The 18,362-nt window shown below is 67.0% G+C and carries 12 protein-coding genes; 6 read left to right on the top strand and 6 right to left on the bottom strand.

Annotated elements, in window-relative coordinates; all coding sequences use genetic code 11:
• Positions 1-347: 347 nt before the first annotated feature.
• On the bottom strand, positions 348-1,154 hold the full coding sequence (locus F1D05_RS03960; RefSeq protein WP_185446050.1) for an SDR family oxidoreductase: 807 nt from the start codon (positions 1,152-1,154) through the stop codon (positions 348-350).
• A gap of 103 nt (positions 1,155-1,257) precedes the next feature.
• Between F1D05_RS03960 and F1D05_RS03955 the strand changes: the two genes are divergently transcribed.
• A complete protein-coding gene (locus F1D05_RS03955) occupies positions 1,258-2,181 on the top strand; it encodes a LysR family transcriptional regulator (protein WP_185446049.1) in 924 nt (307 codons plus the stop codon).
• Positions 2,182-2,290: 109 nt separating this feature from the next.
• On the opposite strand, the gene F1D05_RS03950 is transcribed toward F1D05_RS03955, so the two are convergent.
• The 5 genes from F1D05_RS03950 to F1D05_RS03930 all read right to left on the bottom strand — a co-directional run bounded on the left by F1D05_RS03950 (position 2,291) and on the right by F1D05_RS03930 (position 8,466).
• Positions 2,291-3,169, bottom strand: coding sequence for a nucleoside hydrolase (locus tag F1D05_RS03950; protein WP_185446048.1), 879 nt, complete (start codon positions 3,167-3,169; stop codon positions 2,291-2,293).
• A 116-nt stretch (positions 3,170-3,285) separates the two neighbouring features.
• Positions 3,286-5,334, bottom strand: coding sequence for an ABC transporter ATP-binding protein (locus tag F1D05_RS03945; RefSeq protein ID WP_185446047.1), 2,049 nt, complete (start codon positions 5,332-5,334; stop codon positions 3,286-3,288).
• The gene (locus F1D05_RS03940) at positions 5,331-7,064 is read right to left on the bottom strand and encodes an ABC transporter ATP-binding protein (protein ID WP_185446046.1); all 1,734 of its coding nucleotides are present in this window, start codon (positions 7,062-7,064) and stop codon (positions 5,331-5,333) included. Before F1D05_RS03940 ends, F1D05_RS03945 begins: the two co-directional genes overlap by 4 nt.
• Positions 7,064-7,576 carry a TetR family transcriptional regulator gene (locus F1D05_RS03935; protein ID WP_246486406.1) on the bottom strand — a complete coding sequence of 171 codons (513 nt, stop codon included), beginning with the start codon at positions 7,574-7,576 and terminating at the stop codon, positions 7,064-7,066. Before F1D05_RS03935 ends, F1D05_RS03940 begins: the two co-directional genes overlap by 1 nt.
• Before the next feature lie 134 nt (positions 7,577-7,710).
• Positions 7,711-8,466, bottom strand: coding sequence for a TetR/AcrR family transcriptional regulator (locus F1D05_RS03930; RefSeq protein ID WP_185446045.1), 756 nt, complete (start codon positions 8,464-8,466; stop codon positions 7,711-7,713).
• 190 nt (positions 8,467-8,656) lie between these two features.
• Here F1D05_RS03930 and F1D05_RS03925 point away from each other — a divergent pair, with 190 nt between their 5' ends.
• From F1D05_RS03925 to F1D05_RS03905, 5 genes are all read left to right on the top strand, one after another.
• The gene (locus F1D05_RS03925) at positions 8,657-10,534 is read left to right on the top strand and encodes an ABC transporter ATP-binding protein (RefSeq protein WP_206686302.1); all 1,878 of its coding nucleotides are present in this window, start codon (positions 8,657-8,659) and stop codon (positions 10,532-10,534) included.
• Between the two features lie 104 nt (positions 10,535-10,638).
• Positions 10,639-13,524 (top strand): DEAD/DEAH box helicase, encoded by a 2,886-nt coding sequence (locus F1D05_RS03920; RefSeq protein WP_246486405.1) that lies wholly within the window; start codon positions 10,639-10,641, stop codon positions 13,522-13,524.
• Between the two features lie 127 nt (positions 13,525-13,651).
• Positions 13,652-14,926 (top strand): SWIM zinc finger family protein, encoded by a 1,275-nt coding sequence (locus tag F1D05_RS03915; protein ID WP_185446043.1) that lies wholly within the window; start codon positions 13,652-13,654, stop codon positions 14,924-14,926.
• Between the two features lie 336 nt (positions 14,927-15,262).
• Entirely contained in the window at positions 15,263-15,808 is a 546-nt protein-coding gene (locus F1D05_RS03910) for a GNAT family N-acetyltransferase (RefSeq protein WP_246486404.1), read from the top strand.
• 1,026 nt (positions 15,809-16,834) lie between these two features.
• Complete coding sequence (locus F1D05_RS03905; RefSeq protein WP_246486403.1) at positions 16,835-18,349, top strand: ABC transporter substrate-binding protein; 1,515 nt, start codon at positions 16,835-16,837, stop codon at positions 18,347-18,349.
• Positions 18,350-18,362: the final 13 nt, after the last annotated feature.

Raw genomic sequence — 18,362 nt, 5'->3', positions numbered from 1 at the left:
ACCGCACGCCCGCCCGACCCAGACCACGCCGTACGACGAACCGCTGCCGCAGCACCCTCACCCCGGCCTGGAGCTGCCACCACCACAACCGGCCGACCCACCACCGCCGTACGGCGTCGGCTCCCGCATCACCGCACGCCCACCCATCTCCGACGGAGGGCGGACCCCCTGCCGGACCCACACCCGGCCTGACCACCGTCGTGCGGCGCGGCGCTGCCACCACCGTTCACCCGGCCCGCCCACCTTCGCCCTACACCTTCCCTAACCGCAGGCAGGCACCACGGGTCGGCGGGAGGCTGTCCCGCCACACACCTTCCGACCCGCCCTCCCCTACTTGGCCCGCCGGGTCAGGCGAAGCGGGCGCCGCCGTCTACGTGGAGGGTTTCTCCGGTGATGAACGGGTTGGTGAGAGCGAGTAGGGCTGCTGACGAGACGTCGGACAGTTGGCCAACCCGGCGTGCCGGCACCTTGGCGGCGGTGGCTTCGAAGAGCTTCTGCTTGCCTTCGCCCAAGCTGTCCCAGGCGCCGGAGTCGATGATCCCCGGCGAGAGAGCGTTCACCCGGATCGGCGCCAACTCGACCGCGAGCGCCGAAGCCAAGAAGCTGACAGCGCCGTTCGTTGCCGCCGTCACCGTCTTCCCCGCCGACGGCCTCCAGCCCACAATCCCCGAGAACAGCAACATCGACCCACCCTCGGCGAACCGTGGCCCGAAGTGCTTGGCGAGCAGAATCGGCCCGATCACCTTCGCATCGAACGCACCCACCACGGCGTCCCGCTCGAGCCCCGTCACCGGCCCGTTGGCACCAGCATTCGCCACACTCACCACGTGATCGACCGCCCCCAGCCGCTCTGCCAGCGCGGCGATCGAACCCTCGTCAGAAAGATCCACCATCGCCACCTCGATCGCGCCGCCCGCAATCCCGCCCCCACCGCTCCCAACAGCCGCGATCCCGCCTGGTCCGCTCTCAGCGGCTCCGCGGCCCTCTGCTCTCCCAGCAGCCCCGGGCTCACCGAACGCAGCCAACTTTTCAGGATTTCGGCCCGCCAGGATCACTCGGGCTCCCGCTGCGGCAGCGTCTGTCGCGATCTGCCGCCCGATCCCCGAACTGCCACCGACCACGACCACCGTCTTGCCCTGCAGTTCCACGCTCATGTCTCCTCCTTGATCGACGCTTGCCCTCCTTCCAACGCCGACCACCAGCGCAGAACTCCCGTCGCGCCATGAAGCTTCCTGGGCCTTCCCATAAGCTGAGCGAATGACAACGCTGCGAGCCCTCGAGTGTCTGGTCGCCGTGCTCGACACCGGCTCGGTCACGAAGGCCGCCGCCACCCTGCACCTCTCCCAGCCCGCGCTCTCCCACCAACTAGCCGGCCTGGAGCGCGAGATCGGCACTCCCCTCCTCGAACGTCTCCCCCGCGGCGTCCGCCCGACCACCGCCGGCCGCGCCGTCGCCGAAGATGCCCGCACCGCCCTCGCAGCCGCCGACCGAGTCCTCACCGTCGGCCGATCCGTTGCCCAAGGCGCCGAAGGTCACCTCCGCATCGCCTGCGCAGTCAGCATGACCGCCGCCCTCCTAGCCCCCGTACTACGAACCTGGCACCGACGCCGCCCCGGTATCCAAATCACCCTGACCGAACTCACCAGCGCCGACGCACTGGCGGACTTGGTCGATTCCGGTCAGGCCGACCTAGCCATCAGCCCTCGCCCGACCCATTGGCAGGCCACGACAGACCTGATCGGCACGGAGGAGATCGTCGCCGCGATGACCCCCAGCCACCCCCTGGCCGGAGCAGACTCGTTGACCTTCGCCGACATCCCGCAGTACAGGACTGTTGGCTATCACCCGGACAACGGCCTCGACTCCTGGCTGACCGAGTTCGCCTCAGGCCAAGGCGTCGTCCTCACGCCGGTCATGCGAACTCGCCAGACCACCACCGCCGCCGAACTGGCCGCCGCGGGCCTCGGCATCGCCCTCGTCCCCACCACCGCCCTGACCTCCGGGTACGCCGGCGCCATCCGCCGCCTCGATCCCCCACTCACCCGCGACATCGTCGTACTGACCCCGACCACCGACGACCCCGTAGTAGGGGCCTTCGTCAAAGAACTCCTCCGCCGCGGCCTCCCAATCCCCAAACCGATCGCGGACAAACTGGCCGGCTCGAACAGGGAGAATTCCTGATCCACCCGTGATCGAGGACAACAGAGACACGGGCAGGTCGCAGCACACGAAGGACTTCGTACCTCACGGTGGCAGGTACTGCGCTCACTGCCGGTGTGAGGATCAACTGCTAGTCGAAAGCAAGGCAGCCATGTAGCCACGACATGAACGCGCTGTAGTCCACGCTGTTCGACATGCTGATCTCTATGCCGTCGTCGCTGCGACTCATCCGCGCGATCGAGTCGAGAACGACCTTCTCCTGGACGAACCGGATGCCCGGCCAAAGGGTCGCGGCCGCGAGGGTCAACCCGTCGTGTTGCATCGAGCCCGGATAGCGGTCCATCCAGCGATCGTTGTGCGTCTTGAGAACCTTCGCCCACGGCGGCGCATCCGGCTCGGCCCACTTCTTGTAGATCGGCGAGTCGGTGGTGATCTCCATGGCCGGCGTGAACGTGACGTCGGAGACCACAAAGCGGGGACCCCAAAGCTCCAGCACAGGCAGCATCCGGATCACCGCCTCCGGATCAACCCGGAAGTTGTGCTCAGCACGCGACGGATCCCGATAGTCGATCGCCCCACCCATCTGCGTCACAACCATCTTCGCGACCAACTCAGGCCGCTCCGACTGCAGAGCCGACAGATTCGACAACGGCCCCATCCCCACCCACCGCACCGGCCCAGCCGTCGACGCGCACACTTCCGCAACCGCGGCGACAACATCCGTACCCTGCCTCGGCACATCGGCCGGAAACATCCCGTCAACGAAGTACAGCCGGGTGTTCCCAAGATCCGACCCCTCGACCACCTTCACATCCGGCCGCCCCACCAAGTCAAGCAAGTACCGAACAAACCGCGCCCGCTCCCCGCCGTACTCATCACTCGTGATCACCAACTTCAACTCCGGCACATTCCGCGCCGCAGCCACCACCGCAACAGTGTCATCCGGATCCCCACCGATATCCGTATCAATAATCATCGGCGCACCACGGTCGTCCAGCCTGCCGCCCATGCGTACCTCCGCCTGGTTGTGGTGGGCACCCAGTAACTCATATCCAGCGGAGACCAAGCCGAAGTTGTCCACAGGGAAGGGGACGCCCGAGATGGGCGTCCCCTTTCGAGGTGGGGTTAGCGGCGGGCTGGGCCGGGTGCTGCTGGGGTTGGGATTGCGGCGGCTTCTTCGTCTATGTCGGCTACTGCGGCGCTGAACTGCGCGTTGTAGAGGCGGGCGTAGGCGCCGTCGACTGCGAGTAGTTCCTGGTGGTTGCCTTGTTCAACGATCGAACCGTCTTCCATGACCAGGATCAGGTCGGCGTCGCGGATCGTGGAGAGGCGGTGGGCGATCACGAAGCTGGTCCGGTCGGAGCGGAGAGCGGCCATCGCTCGCTGGACGAGCACCTCGGTCCGGGTGTCGACCGAGCTGGTCGCTTCGTCCAGGATCAGCAGTTGCGGGTCGGCCAGGAAGGCACGGGCGATGGTGAGCAACTGCTTCTCACCCGCGCTGACGTTGCTGCCCTCCTCGTCGATCACCGTGTCGTACCCGGCCGGCAGGCTGTGCACGAAACGATCCACGTACGTCGCCTTGGCGGCCGCGAGCATGTCTTCCTCGGTGGCCTTCAGGTTGCCGTACAGGATGTTGTCCCGGATCGTTCCGCCGAACAGCCAGGTCTCCTGCAGCACCATCCCGATCCGGGATCGCAGGTCGTGCCGGGTCAGCTCGGTGATGTCGATCCCGTCGAGGGTGATCCGGCCGCCGTTGAGCTCGTAGAACCGCATGATCAGGTTGACCAGCGTCGTCTTGCCTGCCCCGGTCGGACCGACGATCGCGACGGTCTGGGCGGGCTCGGCGATCAGGCTCAGGTCGGTGATCAGCGGCTTGTCCGGGTTGTACGAGAACGACACGTGCTCGAACTCGACCCGGCCACGCGCAGCCGTCATCTTCTGCGGCGCGGCATCGTCCGGCACCTGCTCGGTGGCATCCAGTACTTCGAACACCCGCTCCGACGAGGCCACGCCGGACTGCAGCAGGTTCGCCATCGAAGCGACCTGTGTCAGCGGCTGCGTGAACTGCCGCGAGTACTGGATGAAGGCCTGTACATCACCCAGCGACATCGTGCCCGACGCCACCCGCAGTCCGCCTACCACCGCGATCACGACGTAGTTCAGGTTCCCGATGAACATCATCGACGGCATGATCAGCCCGGAGATGAACTGCGCGCCGAACGAAGCCTGGTACAGCTCCTCGTTCTTCTGTGCGAAGCTCGCCTCGATCTCCTTCTGCCGGCCGAACACCTTGACCAGCTCGTGGCCGGTGAAGGCTTCCTCGATCTGGCCGTTCAGCGCGCCGGTATGCCGCCACTGCGCCACGAACCGCGACTGTGAGCGTTTCGCGATCGCCGCGGTGAGCACCATCGAGATCGGGATCGTCACCAGCGCGATCAGCGCCAGCAGCGGCGAGACCACGAACATCAGCGTGATCACTCCGATCACCGTCAGCAGCGACGTGAGCAGCTGACTCAGCGTCTGCTGCAGGCTGGTCGAGATGTTGTCGATGTCATTGGTGACCCGGCTCAGCAATTCACCGCGTGGCGCGCCGTCGAAGTAGCTCAGGGGCAACCGGTTCAGCTTCTCCTCGACCTCGGACCGCAGCTCGAACACGGTCCGCTGGACGACACCGTTCAGGATGTAGCCCTGCATCCAGGACAGGAAGAACGACCCGACGTACAGCGCCAGTACCAGCATCAACACGTTGCGCAGAGCATCGAAGTCGACGCCGACGCCCGGGATCAGGTCGATCCCGCCGAGCAGGTCGGCCAGCCGGCCGTTCCCGGCTGCGCGAGTCTGCTCGATCACCTGCTCCTTGGTGACGCCCTTCGGGAACCTCTTGCCGATCGCGCCGGCGAAGATGATGTCGGTGGCCCGGCCGAGGATCTTCGGGCCCAGCACCGCCAGCGAGACGCTGCCGACCGCCAGCAGTACGACGCCGCCGACCTGCAGCCGGTGCGGCCGCAACCGCTTGAGCAGCCGCTTCGCCGACGGACCGAAGTTCATCGACTTGTCCCCCGGGATGCCGCCGGGCGGCCCGAACGCGCGGCCGGTGGTCGGTCGCTCGGTGGACTTGATCGTCTCGGCGGGCTGGTCCTCGGCCGCCGGTTCTTCTACCTTCTGGTCGGTCATGCTGCTTCCTCCGCGGACCGCTGGGACTCAACGATCTCGACGTACGTAGGACAGGTCTGGAGTAGTTCGGCATGGTTGCCCTTGCCAACGACAGCGCCGTCTTCCAGTACGACGATCTGGTCGGCGTCGATGATGGTCGACACTCGCTGCGCCACGATCACCACACACGCGTCGGCGGTGACCGGAGCCAGTGCGGCTCGCAACCGAGCGTCGGTCGACAGGTCAAGCGCGGAGAACGAGTCGTCGAACAGGTAGATCTCCGGCTTCCGGACCAGCGCCCGGGCGATCGCGAGCCGCTGCCGCTGACCACCGGACACGTTGGTCCCGCCCTGCGAGATCGGCGAGTCCAGCCCCTGCGGCATCGCCTCGACGAAGTTCTTGCCCTGGGCAATCTCCAGCGCTTCCCACAGTTCGTCGTCGGTCGCCGCCGGGTTGCCGTAGCGCAGGTTGCTGGCCACTGTCCCGGAGAACAGGTACGGCCGTTGCGGCACCAGGCCGATCCGCTCCCAGAGCGCCTCCGGCTCGATCTCGCAGACATCGATCCCGTCGACCAGGACCCGGCCGCCGGTCGTGTCGAACAGGCGCGGCACCAGCGACAGCAGGGTCGTCTTACCGGCGCCGGTGCTGCCGATGATGGCCGTGGTCCGGCCTGGCGACGCGGTGAAGCTGATGTCACGCAGTACGGGCTCGGCTGCCCCGGGGTACTGGAACTCCGCGTTCTCGAAGACCAGCTCGCCGTGCCCGATGAAGTTCTTGATCGGCGTGACCGGCGGGCGGACCGACGACTCGGTGCCCAGTACTTCGCTGATCCGGTCGGCGCAGACCGAGGCACGCGGCACCATGATCATCACGAAGGTCGCCATCATCACCGAGAACAGGATCTGGATCAGGTAGCTGATGAAGGCGGTCAGTTCGCCGACCTGCATCGCGCCGCTCTCCACCCGGGAGGCGCCGAACCAGAGCACGGCCACGGTGGACATGTTCAGGATCAGCATCACGACCGGGAACACCAGCGCCATCAGCCGGCCGGCCCGGATAGCGGTGTTGGTGACGTTGGTGTTGGCCTCGCCGAACCGCTCCACCTCGTGTGGCTCGCGGACGAACGCCCGAACCACGCGGATGCCGGTGATCTGCTCGCGCAGGACCCGGTTGACCGAGTCGATGTTCACCTGCATCTTGCGGAACTGCGGCACCATCCGGCTGGCGATCAGACCGATCGATGCCGCCAGCAACGGTACGGCCACGGCCACCAGCCAGGACAGGCCGGCGTCCTCGCGAACCGCCATGAAGATGCCGCCGACCATCGTGATCGGGGCGGCCACCAGCATCGTGCAGGTGGTCACCACCAGCATCTGCACCTGGGTGACATCGTTCGTACTGCGTGAGATCAGCGTCGGCGCACCGAACTGGTTGACCTCACGCGCGGAGAACTCGCCGACCCGGTGGAAGACCGCGGCGCGCACGTCGCGCCCGAACAACGCGGCCGTCTTGGCGCCGAAGTACACGGCGGTGACCGTGCAGAGGATCTGCACCAGGCTGACACCGAGCATCCAGCCGCCGGTGCCGACGATGTAGCCGGTATCGCCCGTGGCCACACCGTTGTCGATGATGTCGGCGTTCAGGCTGGGCAAGTAGAGGGAGGCGATCGTCCCGATCAACTGCAGGACGACCACCATGGACAGATTGCCGGCGTACGGACGCAGGTGCGTACGCAACAGGCGAAGCAGCATCAGTTGCCCCCGGGGAGATGGATTCGGACACCGTCGAGTGCGAAGTCGACGATCTCCTGGGCGGTCATGGTCCGACCGTCCGAAATCAATGGGTGAGTGGCGGAGAAGGTGATCAGCCGGAGCCGGTGGCAGACCTCGGCGGGCGAATAGCGCAGCTGGTCGGCGTCCTGGCGGAACACGTCGATGAAGGCCTCGTCCGCGCGTTCGCCGTCCAGCTTGCGGCGGGCCTCCTCCTCCGGGTCGGACTTCCAGTCCGGCGGGCGGTGCATCCGCATCGCCAGGAGGAGCTTGAAGACGCTCCGCAACCTGCTCTGCGCGACGTCGACGGCAGCGACCATCCGCTCCTCCAGCGGCAGCGACCGGTCGATCGCCGCCAGCCCGTCGATCAGCGAGTCGACCTCGAACGCGGTCCTGATCGCGGCGTCGATCAGGGCGTCCTTGCTGCCGAACGCCCGGAAGATCGTGCCCTCGGCGACACCGGCCCGCCTCGGCGATCTGCCGGGTGCTGACATCGGTGCCGTACTCCTCCAGCAAGGGCAGGGTGGCTGCCACCAGCGCGGCACGGCGCTCGTCAGGTGGTAGCGGGGTCGCTCTTGGGCTCACCCGATCGAGAGTAACTGAGTGAGTACTCACTCACAACTGCATTTTACCGATTCCCCAGCAATGTCGCGATCCCGTCCAGGACCCGGGCCAGCCCGAACTCGAAGCCGTGCTCGAAGTCATAGGGCGCGTCGAACTCCTGGCCGACCGTCGTCCCCACCCTCGACGCGAGCGGGAACTTCTTGGTATCGCCGATCTTGTCGAGCAGCGGTTCGTGTGCAAGCCACCATTCCTTGTCCGTGATACCAGACCGGAGGATCACCTGGCGCGCTTCGACGGCACTTCGTACCGCGCCGTGTACGTAACCGTTGATCAGGGCGACCGCTGCATCCATCTCGACGTCGCTGAGCCCGATCCCCTCGATCGCGGTCAGCTCGTACTCGTACTTCGCCATGACGTTCGGGCCGAGCGGCGGCCGGCTCACCGCTACCTGGAGCAGCCAGGGGTGATTGAGGTAGAGCTGGCGATTCTCCCGGGCGACCTCGTCGAGCTTGGGCCGCCAATCCCCCTTCACGCTCCGGCGCGGCAGCTCGCCGTACACGGTGTCGAGCATGACGTCGAGGAGTTCCCCTTTGCCGGGGACATAGCGGTACAGCGTCATCGCGCCGACGCCGAGCTCGTCGGCGACCCGGCGGATCGACATTGCAGCCAGTCCTTCAGCATCGGCGATCCGGACCGCGGCGGCGACGATCTGCTCGACGGTGAGCGCCGGCTTCGGGCCCCGGGTCGGCCTCGACTGCAGTCCCCAGAGCAGGTACAGGCTCTTCTCCGGGTCGCCGGAACCGCTGTACTCCTGATTCATGTGCGCGATTCTCCCGGATTGGCTACACTCGGCCGGCTACTTCGTACAGCGTACTCAGTAAGGGTGTGAGCTTGACCTCGAGCATTGTTGAGGTTCTACCTTCAGAAACTGTCGGTGCCCTGCGGGACCATCGGCAGACCCTTGACATCCAGGCCGACCGATTCGCCGGAGTGCCGCTGTGAGTATGGAAATGACCGCGTGGAACCAGATGTACCACGCGATGCACAAGCAGGATGAGAAGCGCCCGTTCTCGCGGGCGACGCTGCGAAGGATCCTTGCCTTCGCCCAACCGCACCGGCGGAAGCTGACCGCGTTCCTCGTGCTCAGCGTCGGCGGCGCGGCGCTCGCGGTCGCCACCCCGGTGCTGGCCGGCGATGTCGTCGACGCGATCGTCGGGCACAAAGACTTCAGCACCGTACTGCGGCTCGCGATCCTGATCGCCGTGATCGCCGTGGGCGAGGCCAGCCTCGGGCTCGTCACCCGATGGTTGTCCGCGAGCATCGGCGAGGGACTGATCCTGGATCTGCGGACGGCCGTGTTCGACCACGTCCAGCGGATGCCGATAGCCTTCTTCACCCGGACCCGGACGGGCGCGCTGGTGTCGCGGTTGAACAACGACGTCATCGGCGCTCAGCGAGCGTTCAGCGGCACGCTCTCCGGCGTGGTCAGCAACTTGGTGATGCTGGTGCTGACGCTGGTCGTGATGCTGCGGGTGTCCTGGCAGATCACCTTGCTCGCGCTGGTGATCCTGCCGATCTTCGTGATCCCGGCCCGGCGGATCGGCAATCGGCTGGCCGCGCTCGGGCTCGAGGCGGCGAACTACAACGCGACGATGAGCACGCAGATGACCGAGCGCTTCTCCGCTCCCGGCGCGACCTTGGTGAAGCTGTTCGGCCGGCCGGAGCGGGAGTCTACGGAGTTCGCGGACCGGGCCCGGCGAGTGCGCGACATCGGCGTACGGACCGCGATGGTGCAATGGGTGTTCGTCACCTCCCTGACCTTGGTCTCGGCACTGGCGTTGGCCGTGGTCTACGGACTCGGTGGGTTCTATGCACTGCGCAATCAACTCGACGCGGGCGCCGTTGTGTCGATGGCGTTGCTGCTGACCCGGCTCTACTCGCCGTTGACCGCGCTGGCGAGTGCGCGGCTGGAAGTCATGACCGCGCTGGTCAGCTTCGAGCGGGTCTTCGAGGTGCTCGACCTCGAGCCGCTGATCAAGGACAAGCCGGACGCCGGCACGGTGCCCCAAGGGCCGGTTGCCGTCGAGTTCTCGAACGTCAGCTTCGCGTACCCGTCTGCCGACAAGGTGTCGCTGGCCTCGCTGGAGGAGGTCGCGAAGCTCGACACCCGGGGTGGGGTCGAGGTGCTGCACGACGTCTCGTTCCGGGCAGAGCCTGGTCAGATGATCGCGCTCGTCGGATCGTCGGGGGCCGGGAAGTCGACGATCGCTCAACTGATCCCCCGCCTGTACGACGTCGACTCGGGCGCGGTTCGGCTGGCCGGGGTCGACGTCCGGGACGTGACCGCGACCTCGCTGAAGGAGACGCTGGGGATGGTGACCCAGGACGGGCACCTCTTCCACGACAGCATTCGGGAGAACTTACTGCTCGCCCGCCCCGAAGCATCCGAGGAAGAGCTGTGGGACGCGTTGACCCGGGCTCGTCTCGGTGACTTGATCCGGTCGCTGCCGGATGAGCTCGAGACCGTCGTGGGTGAGCGTGGGTACCGACTGTCCGGTGGTGAGCGGCAGCGGTTGACGATCGCACGGCTGCTGCTGGCTCAACCCCGGGTGGTGATTCTGGACGAGGCAACGGCGGCACTCGACTCGACGTCGGAGGCTGCCGTGCAGGCCGCGCTGGCCGAGGCGCTGGCGGGTAGGACGGCCGTGGTGATCGCCCACCGGCTCTCCACGATCCGCGCGGCCGACCAGATCCTCGTGATCGAGGACGGCCGGATCGTCGAACGCGGGACGCACTCCGAACTGCTCGCGGACGAGGGCCGGTACGAGGAGCTGTACCGGACCCAGTTCGACCAACCGGACGCGGAGGTCTCGGTGGCGACGCGCTGACAGCTGAATTGCTGGTCCGGCGGTTGCCGGACCAGCAAGGTTGTCGGCGGCTGGTTCGCCGGCGAACGGATCTGCTGGATTGCTACTAGAGGGGACTTGTCGGCTTGGCGGGTACGGCGGCGGTAGCGGGACGGGCGGGGACGCTGAACGGGGCGGGAGCTGCGGCACTGACCGGGTTGGCGGTGGTGTTCCGGCCGGCGGATCCACCACGGGACGGGCGGATCGCGTTCTGGGATCCGGTGGGTGGAGAGCTTCCGCTCGGGGTCGGCGAGCAGGCGACGCTCGACCTGGTGATGCGTGGCGACGAAGGCCTCGGCGTACGGGCGACGCCGGTGATCGAGGTGCCTGTTGCCGACGCCGTACCGGTCCTTGGTCGGGCCCGGACTTCGGCGGATGCACACCCGTCGGCGGCGTTTTGGGGTACTGCATCGTTGATCGCCCTTCAACTGGTGGCCCGCGGTCGACTGCTCCCGGGCGTCTCCCCCGGCGGCAACGACGCCTGGCGAGTAGGTCCACTGGACGCCTCCGACGTCGATCGCATCCTGCAGCTGGCCGAATCCATGCCCGCCGAAGCCCGAGCCCTCCCCCTCACCGACAGCTCAACCTCCACGGCAGGTTCGGTGAGTGGCGTCTCAACCTCTACTTCAGGTTCGGGGGTGAATGGGGTTCGGGTGCCGGTGGCTGAGGAGTTGGTGCGGGAGTTCCTGGACGCCGTCGCGGATGGGATGCCTCGGTCTCCTGCGGCGGCGAAGGCGCATGGACCGTTGTTCGCGGCGAAGGCGCCACAGCAGGTGCCGCGATTGCGTTCGTGGGCCGACGAGGTGTCCGCCGGACTCGACACCGGCGTACGGATCTCGTTGCGGATCGAGTTGCCCGAGTCGCACGAGTTCCGGGCCGACGTGCAGCTGCACAGCCTCAACGATCCGACGCTGGTGCGCGATGCCGCCGACGTGTGGGCGATGGATGTTCCTGGGTTCGGACCGCGAGCCAGGATCGACGCGACTCTCGCGATCCGGCGTGCCGCTCGGGTCTGGGCTCCGCTCAACCGCCTCCTCGACTCCCCTGTCCCGGACCGGATCGAACTCTCCGACGAGGAAGTCGCCGACCTGCTCGCGGGCAACGCCCAGCGGCTGACCTCCGCCGGCATCGACCTGCATTGGCCGCGCAGCCTCAGTCGCGCGCTCACCGCCCGTGCCACGATCACCTCCGCCGACGGTCCGCCGTCCGACATGCCCGGCTTCTTCGGCGGCGGCGCGACGCTCGGCTTCAGCTGGCAAGTTGCTGTCGGCAACGATCCGCTGACCGAGGCCGAGATGGACCAGCTCGCCGAGGCGACCCGTCCGCTCGTCCGGCTGCGGGACCAATGGATGCTGATCGACCCCGACCTGGCCCGCAAGGCCCGCGAACGCATCCTCAAACCGGTCACCGCCATCGACGCGTTGAGCGCCGCGCTGACCGGTACGGCCGAGATCGACGGCCGCCAGGTCAGCATCACCCCGACCCGCTGGCTGGAGGACCTCCGCGAGCGCATCGCCGATCCAGACCGGGTCGACGGAGTCGTCGAGCCGCCTGCCGCGTTGCAGGCGACCCTGCGCGACTACCAACTGCGTGGACTCCAATGGCTGGTCCGGATGACCTCGCTCGGACTCGGCGGCTGCCTCGCCGACGACATGGGCCTCGGCAAGACCATCATGCTTATCTCGCTCCACCTTCACCGGCAGGAGACTGCCGAGACCGCGGGCCCGACCCTGGTCGTCTGCCCCGCCTCACTGCTTGGCAACTGGGAGCGCGAAGTCCAACGATTCGCCCCCGGTACGCCGGTACGCCGCTTCCACGGGCCTGGGCGATCGCTCGATGACGCCGACTCGGGTTTCGTGCTTACGACGTACGGGACTCTGCGCCGCGACGCGGTCCGTCTGGGCGCACGTCGGTGGGCGCTGCTCGTCGCGGACGAGGCGCAGCATGTGAAGAACCCGACCTCCGGTACGGCGAAAGCGCTGCGGACCATCCCGGCTGCGGCACGGGTCGCGCTGACCGGAACACCGGTGGAGAACAACCTCTCCGAGCTGTGGGCGATCCTCGACTGGACGACGCCCGGGTTGCTCGGCCGGCTCGGGACGTTCCGCAGCCACTGGGCGACGCCGATCGAGGCGGACAAGGACGAGGAGGTCGCCGAGCGGCTGGCGAAACTCGTCCGGCCGTTCCTGCTCCGGCGACGCAAGTCCGACCCGGGGATCGCACCCGAACTGCCGCCGAAGACCGAGACGGATCAGACGGTGTCGCTGACGCGGGAGCAGGCTGTGCTCTACGAGGCGACCGTGCGCGAGTTGCTGGAGGCAGTACAGGCCAGTGATCAGATGGCGCGGCGTGGGTTGATCGTGAAGCTTTTGACCGGGTTGAAGCAGATCTGCAACCACCCGGTGCAGTATCTGAAGGAGGGCGACGGTGCACGGCTGACCGGGCGATCCGGCAAGCTCGAGCTACTCGACGAACTGCTCGCCACGATCATCGCCGAAGACGGTGCGGTGCTGGTGTTCACGCAGTACGTCGCGATGGCGCGGCTGCTCGAGCGGCACCTCGCCGATCGCGGGATCGCGACTCAGCTCCTGCACGGTGGGACGCCGGTGAAGAAGCGCGAGGAGATGGTCGAGCGGTTCCAGGCCGGCGAGGTGCCGGTGTTCCTGTTGTCACTCAAGGCGGCGGGGACGGGGTTGAACCTGACCCGCGCGGACCACGTCGTCCACTACGACCGCTGGTGGAACCCAGCGGTCGAGGATCAGGCAACGGACCGCGCGTACCGGATCGGGCAGACGAGACCGGTACAGGTCCACCGGCTGATCGCCGAAGGCACCATCGAGGACCGAATCGCAGCAATGCTGAACAGCAAACGCGAACTGGCCGACGCAGTACTAACCACCGGCGAAGCAGCGCTGACAGAGCTGTCAGACACCGACCTGGCCAACCTGGTCGAACTCCGAGGCACCCGATGAACGCCGCCGCGGCAGCCCGGCCGAACCGCGGGGTGCGCGATGAACGCCGACTCGGTCGCCCTGGCCGAGTTGCGGGGTGCGCGATGAACGCCGACTCGGTCGCCCTGGCCGAGTTGCGGGGTGCGCGATGAGTGGTGAGGTCGCGCGGGGGTTCCCGGCGTTTGCTGCGAGACGTGGCAGTACGAGGGCGCGGTCGTGGTGGGGGCAGTCGTGGGTCCAGGCGCTGGAGGACACTTCGCTCGACTCCGGGCAGTTGCAGAAGGGCCGCCGGTTCGCGAACTCTGGGCAGGTCGGCACGATCACGGTCAGCCCGGGACGGATCGCGGCGATGGTTCAGGCGCCGGAGGATACGTACGAGTCGGTGGTGCTGGTCGATCGGCTGAGCCCGGACGAGTGGCGGCGCTTCCTGGACGAGGTGGGTTCGCGCGCCGGGCACATCGCCGCATTGCTGGACGGTGAGATGCCGCACGACCTGGTCGAGGCCGCCGCCGACGCAGCCGTACCCTTGCTACCCGGCATCGGCGACCTGGACCCCACCTGCACCTGCGACGGTTGGGAGCTCCCCTGCCAACACGCCGCCGCCCTCTGCTACCAGGTCGGCTGGCTACTAGACCAGGACCCCTTCGTCCTCCTCCTGATCCGAGGCCGCTCCCAAGACCAACTACTAAACGACCTACAACAACGCACGACCCACACCGCGCTCGAAACCCCAACCTCCCCCGGCGTACCTGCCGGCGAGGTATTTGCAGCTCGGACGACCGAACAATTTGAAGGCGGTTCGGGCGAGCAGTCCGCTGGTGAGTCAGGGCGACCGCGTCGCGGTGGGGAGGGCGAGTTGCCGGCTGTGCCGGAGGTGCCGTCGACGGTGGGGTTGGACGAGTTGGTCGTTGCTGGAGTTCAAGCGCCTGCTGGGATGGAGGTGGCGAGCTTGGGGTTGCTGGTGCTTGATGCGGCTCGGCGGGCTCGGGCTCAGCTGAGGGCGCTCCTGAGTGGGTCGGCAGATCCGTGGGTGCTGGACGAGTGGCAGGACGCCGTACGACTTGCTGCCGACTATCCGGTGCTTGCCGAGCGGCTTGGTACTGCGTTGGGGCGTCCGGCGGAGCTTGCTGTTGGTGTTTCGGCTTGGACGTATGGCGGCGCACCGGGGCTCGATGTGCTGGAGCACGAGTGGGCGCCGGATCCATCGGAGCTCGCCCGCGCTCGAACCGAGTTGCTTGCGGCCTGGGAGGATCTGGATCTCGCCTTCGAGGTCTCCGGCAACCGCCTCACCGCGGCAGACCGTCAACTCCGCCTGGATCGCCTCGGCCGATGGCACCCATACGCCCTCGTCGAAAACACCTGGCTCCCAGCCGGCCCCGCCGATCGCGACCCGACAACCGCCCTCGCCACACCAGACAGCTGACGATCCGCCATCCCAGCGAACTGACCGCTTGTAGCCCACACCAGCGAACTGACTTCTTGTAGCCCACACCAGCGAACTGACTTCTGTAGCCCGTACCAACGAACTGACGGTTGCGGGCCGTACCAGCGAACTGACCGCTTGTAGGCGGTGTCGACGAACTGACGGTTTGGAGGAGGAAAATTCGGCTGCGGGATGGGGTTGGGGTCACTAGGGTGGCCGTAGGACTTCGAGTCGGGAAGGGAGATGAGTTGATGACCGCGATGGTGGCGGCCGTGTTGTGCGGCGCCCTGGTTTCGTCTGTCGTCCTCATCTCCCGGGGCCCGGCCTGATCCGGCTGTGCTGGTCGGTTGGGATCCCCTTGTACTGAAGGGTTTTCCGTTGTCCTGGATTACGCGTTGTGAAACTTCCGCCGATATCGCTGCCATTCGTGAAGTCAATCTACTGGCGTTCGGCAAGACCTTGGAGCCCGACCTCGTCGAGGGTGTTCGGAGCGATCCTGCTGCCTGGCTTCCTCAGTTGTCGCTCGTTGCTGTCGACGGCGAGGGGGTCGTCGTTGGGCACATTTTGTTCAGTCGGGTGCACATCGGGTTGGTGCCGGTGCTGTCGCTCGGGCCGTTGGCGGTGTTGCCGGCCTATCAGGGCCAGGGCGTGGGTGGTGCGCTGATCCGCGCCGGGCTTGCGGCCTCGCGGGCGGCCGGCGAGCATCTTGTGATTCTGCTCGGGCATGCGGACTACTACCCGCGGTTCGGGTTCAAGTTGGCGTCGGACTTCGACATCCACGTCTCGTTCCTCGAGGACGGGCCGAACCTGATGGTGCTGCCCCTCGACGACACTCCGGTGCCGGCGGGCGTGATCGAGTACCCGGCCCTCTGGGGAAACTAGCTACCTGTACTCCGGTCCGTGGGCGGCGGGCGCGGACCGGAGTACGGAGCACCTGGGCGGCCGGTGCCTCCTCGTTGTCAGTGCGCAGCATCCGGGGTCCGGCCGACTGTCACACGCAGCATCCGGCGGTCCGGTTGCTATCACACGCAGCATCCGGGATAAGCCGACCATCACACGCACCATCGGGGATAAGCCGATCACTCCTCGCAGCAAGTCGGCGCGCGCCGTGGATTGCTGTGTGTGATGCAGAGATAGCGGAGCGTGTTAGGGCACTCGCGCGGACTCAGCCGCTCCAGCGCCGCTTGCGCCTTCATGTGCGTGGAGTGTCGCCTGGTGGAGGTCGTCACTGAGTCGCCGGCGACCTTGGAGTGGGTCCTCGGTTGAACGTTCCAAGGCTCATCCGGCGGGGGGTGCGAAAAGGTTCAGTGAAACTCGCCGAATCACTTGCGCGTGCGCCTTGTATACATGAAACAGTCGGTGGAACCGCTCTCCCGGGAGGACGAAATGCTCCGTCGAACTCGGCGCCCACTGGACCGTTCCAGTTCCACCACTCAAGCCACATCCGAGGCTCACCCGCTCGCCGACGGTCCGGCCCAAGGGCGGGAGGAGGTGGGTGTGGGCGAGTCCGACCAGCCGCGGTCAGGCGTGCTGTCCTGGCTTCTCGCGGGTCCCGTCGAGGCTCGAGGCGGACCCCTCCGCCAACTCTCGGCTTTCCGCCGGGCGCGGAGTAGCTCCGCCTCAAAACTCCCGGGCCTTCGCCGGGCCTCGGACGGCCCCGCCTCAAAACTCCCGGGCCTTCGCCGGGCCTCGGACGGCTCCGCCTCCAAGCTCGCGGGCCTTCGCCGGGCCTCGGACGGCTCCGTCCCCAAACTCCCGGCTCTTCGGGGTGGGTTGGCGAAGGGTTCTGGGTTGGCGCGGGTTGTGGGGGTGGCCGGGGTTGGGGTGGCGTTGGTGGTTTCGGGGTGTTCGCCGGTTGAGTCCACTGGGGATCAGCCGGGCGGGTCGAGTGCTTCTGCCGGGCAGGACGTGTTTGGTGATGCCGCGGATGCGGCCAAGGTGAAGGATGGCGGGACGTTGACCGTCGCGTTGTCGGCGGATCCCGACAAGCTCGATCCGACGCTCTCGCGAAGCCTGTACTCGCGGTACGTGTTCCACACCATGTGCGAGAAGCTCTACGACCTCGGGCCCGACGCCAGGATCGTGCCGCAGTTGGCGACCGCGTTGCCGACGATCGCGGCCGATGGTCTGAGCCTCACCATCCCGCTGCGCGAGGGCGCCAAGTTCGCCGACGGCGGCACGCTCGACTCCGCCGCCGTGAAGGTGTCGATCGAGCGCGGTCTCACGCTCCCCGCCTCAGGGCGCAAGAGCGAGCTCGGTCCGATCAGGTCGGTCGAGACGCCAGATCCCAAAACCGTCGTGATCAAACTGTCCAAGCCGTTCGCCCCACTCACCGCCGCACTCGCGGACCGCGCCGGCATGATCCTGAGCCCCGCCGCTGTCAGCAAGCTCGGCGCGAACTTCTCGACCGCACCGGTCTGCGTCGGACCATTCAAGTTCGCCAGCCGGGTCGCCCAGAACTCGATCAAGGTCGTCAAGGATCCCCTGTACTACGACGCCGCCAAGGTCCACCTGGACGCGATCGAGTACCGGATCATCACCGACTCCAGCATCCGCTCGGCCAACCTCAAGTCCGGCGACGCACAGGTCGCCGACTCGCTGTCGAGCCAGGACGCCCCGGCCCTGCAGAAGGACAGCAACATGTCCGTCCTGCAGTCCCAGTCGCTCGGCTACCAGGGCCTGACGATCAACGTCGCCAACGCGAACGGCGTCGGCAATCCGCTGAAGCAGCTCGACACTCCGATCGCGAAGGACCCGCGGGTCCGGCAGGCGCTGGAGGCGTCGATCGACCGGGACGCGCTGGTGAAGTCGATCTTCAACGGGCTGAACACAGTCGGATGTTCGCCGATCTCGCCGAAGAGCGAGTTCACCAGCGATGCCGCTCAGGTCTGCCCGGCGCACGACCCGGCCAAGGCGAAGGACCTGCTCAAGCAAGCGGGTGTGAGTACGCCGTACAAGGTCTCGATGATCACCTCGAACAACCCGGACAGCCTGCGACTGGCGCAGGCGTTGCAGGCGATGGTGAAGGAGGGTGGGTTCGACCTGGTGATCAAGCCGGTCGAGTACGCCTCGTTGCTGGACCAGCAGGATCGCGGCGACTTCGAACTGCTGCAGCTCGGCTGGTCGGGCCGCGTCGACCCGGACGCGAACATCTACAACTTCGTCGGTACGACGGGGAGCCAGAACGTCGCCGGCTACAGCAGCCCCGACGTCGACAAGCTGCTCACCGATGCCCGGCAGGCGAAGGACAAGGCGCAGCGGGTCCAGCTCTACGGCCAGGTGGTCGGCAAGCTCCAGCAGGACGACCCGGTGATCTACCTCTACCGGCAGCGCAACCTGACCGGCGTCTCGAAGAAGGTACTCGGCGTCCAGACCTACCCGGACGGGGTGATCCGGACCGCCTTCGCCGGCTTCGCGAAATAGCAATGCCAGATAA

It is taken from the genome of Kribbella qitaiheensis, assembly GCF_014217565.1.
Taxonomy (GTDB): Bacteria; Actinomycetota; Actinomycetes; order Propionibacteriales; family Kribbellaceae; genus Kribbella; species Kribbella qitaiheensis_A.
Note: the sequence above shows the minus strand (reverse complement) of the source record. Positions and strands in the feature narration are given on the sequence as shown.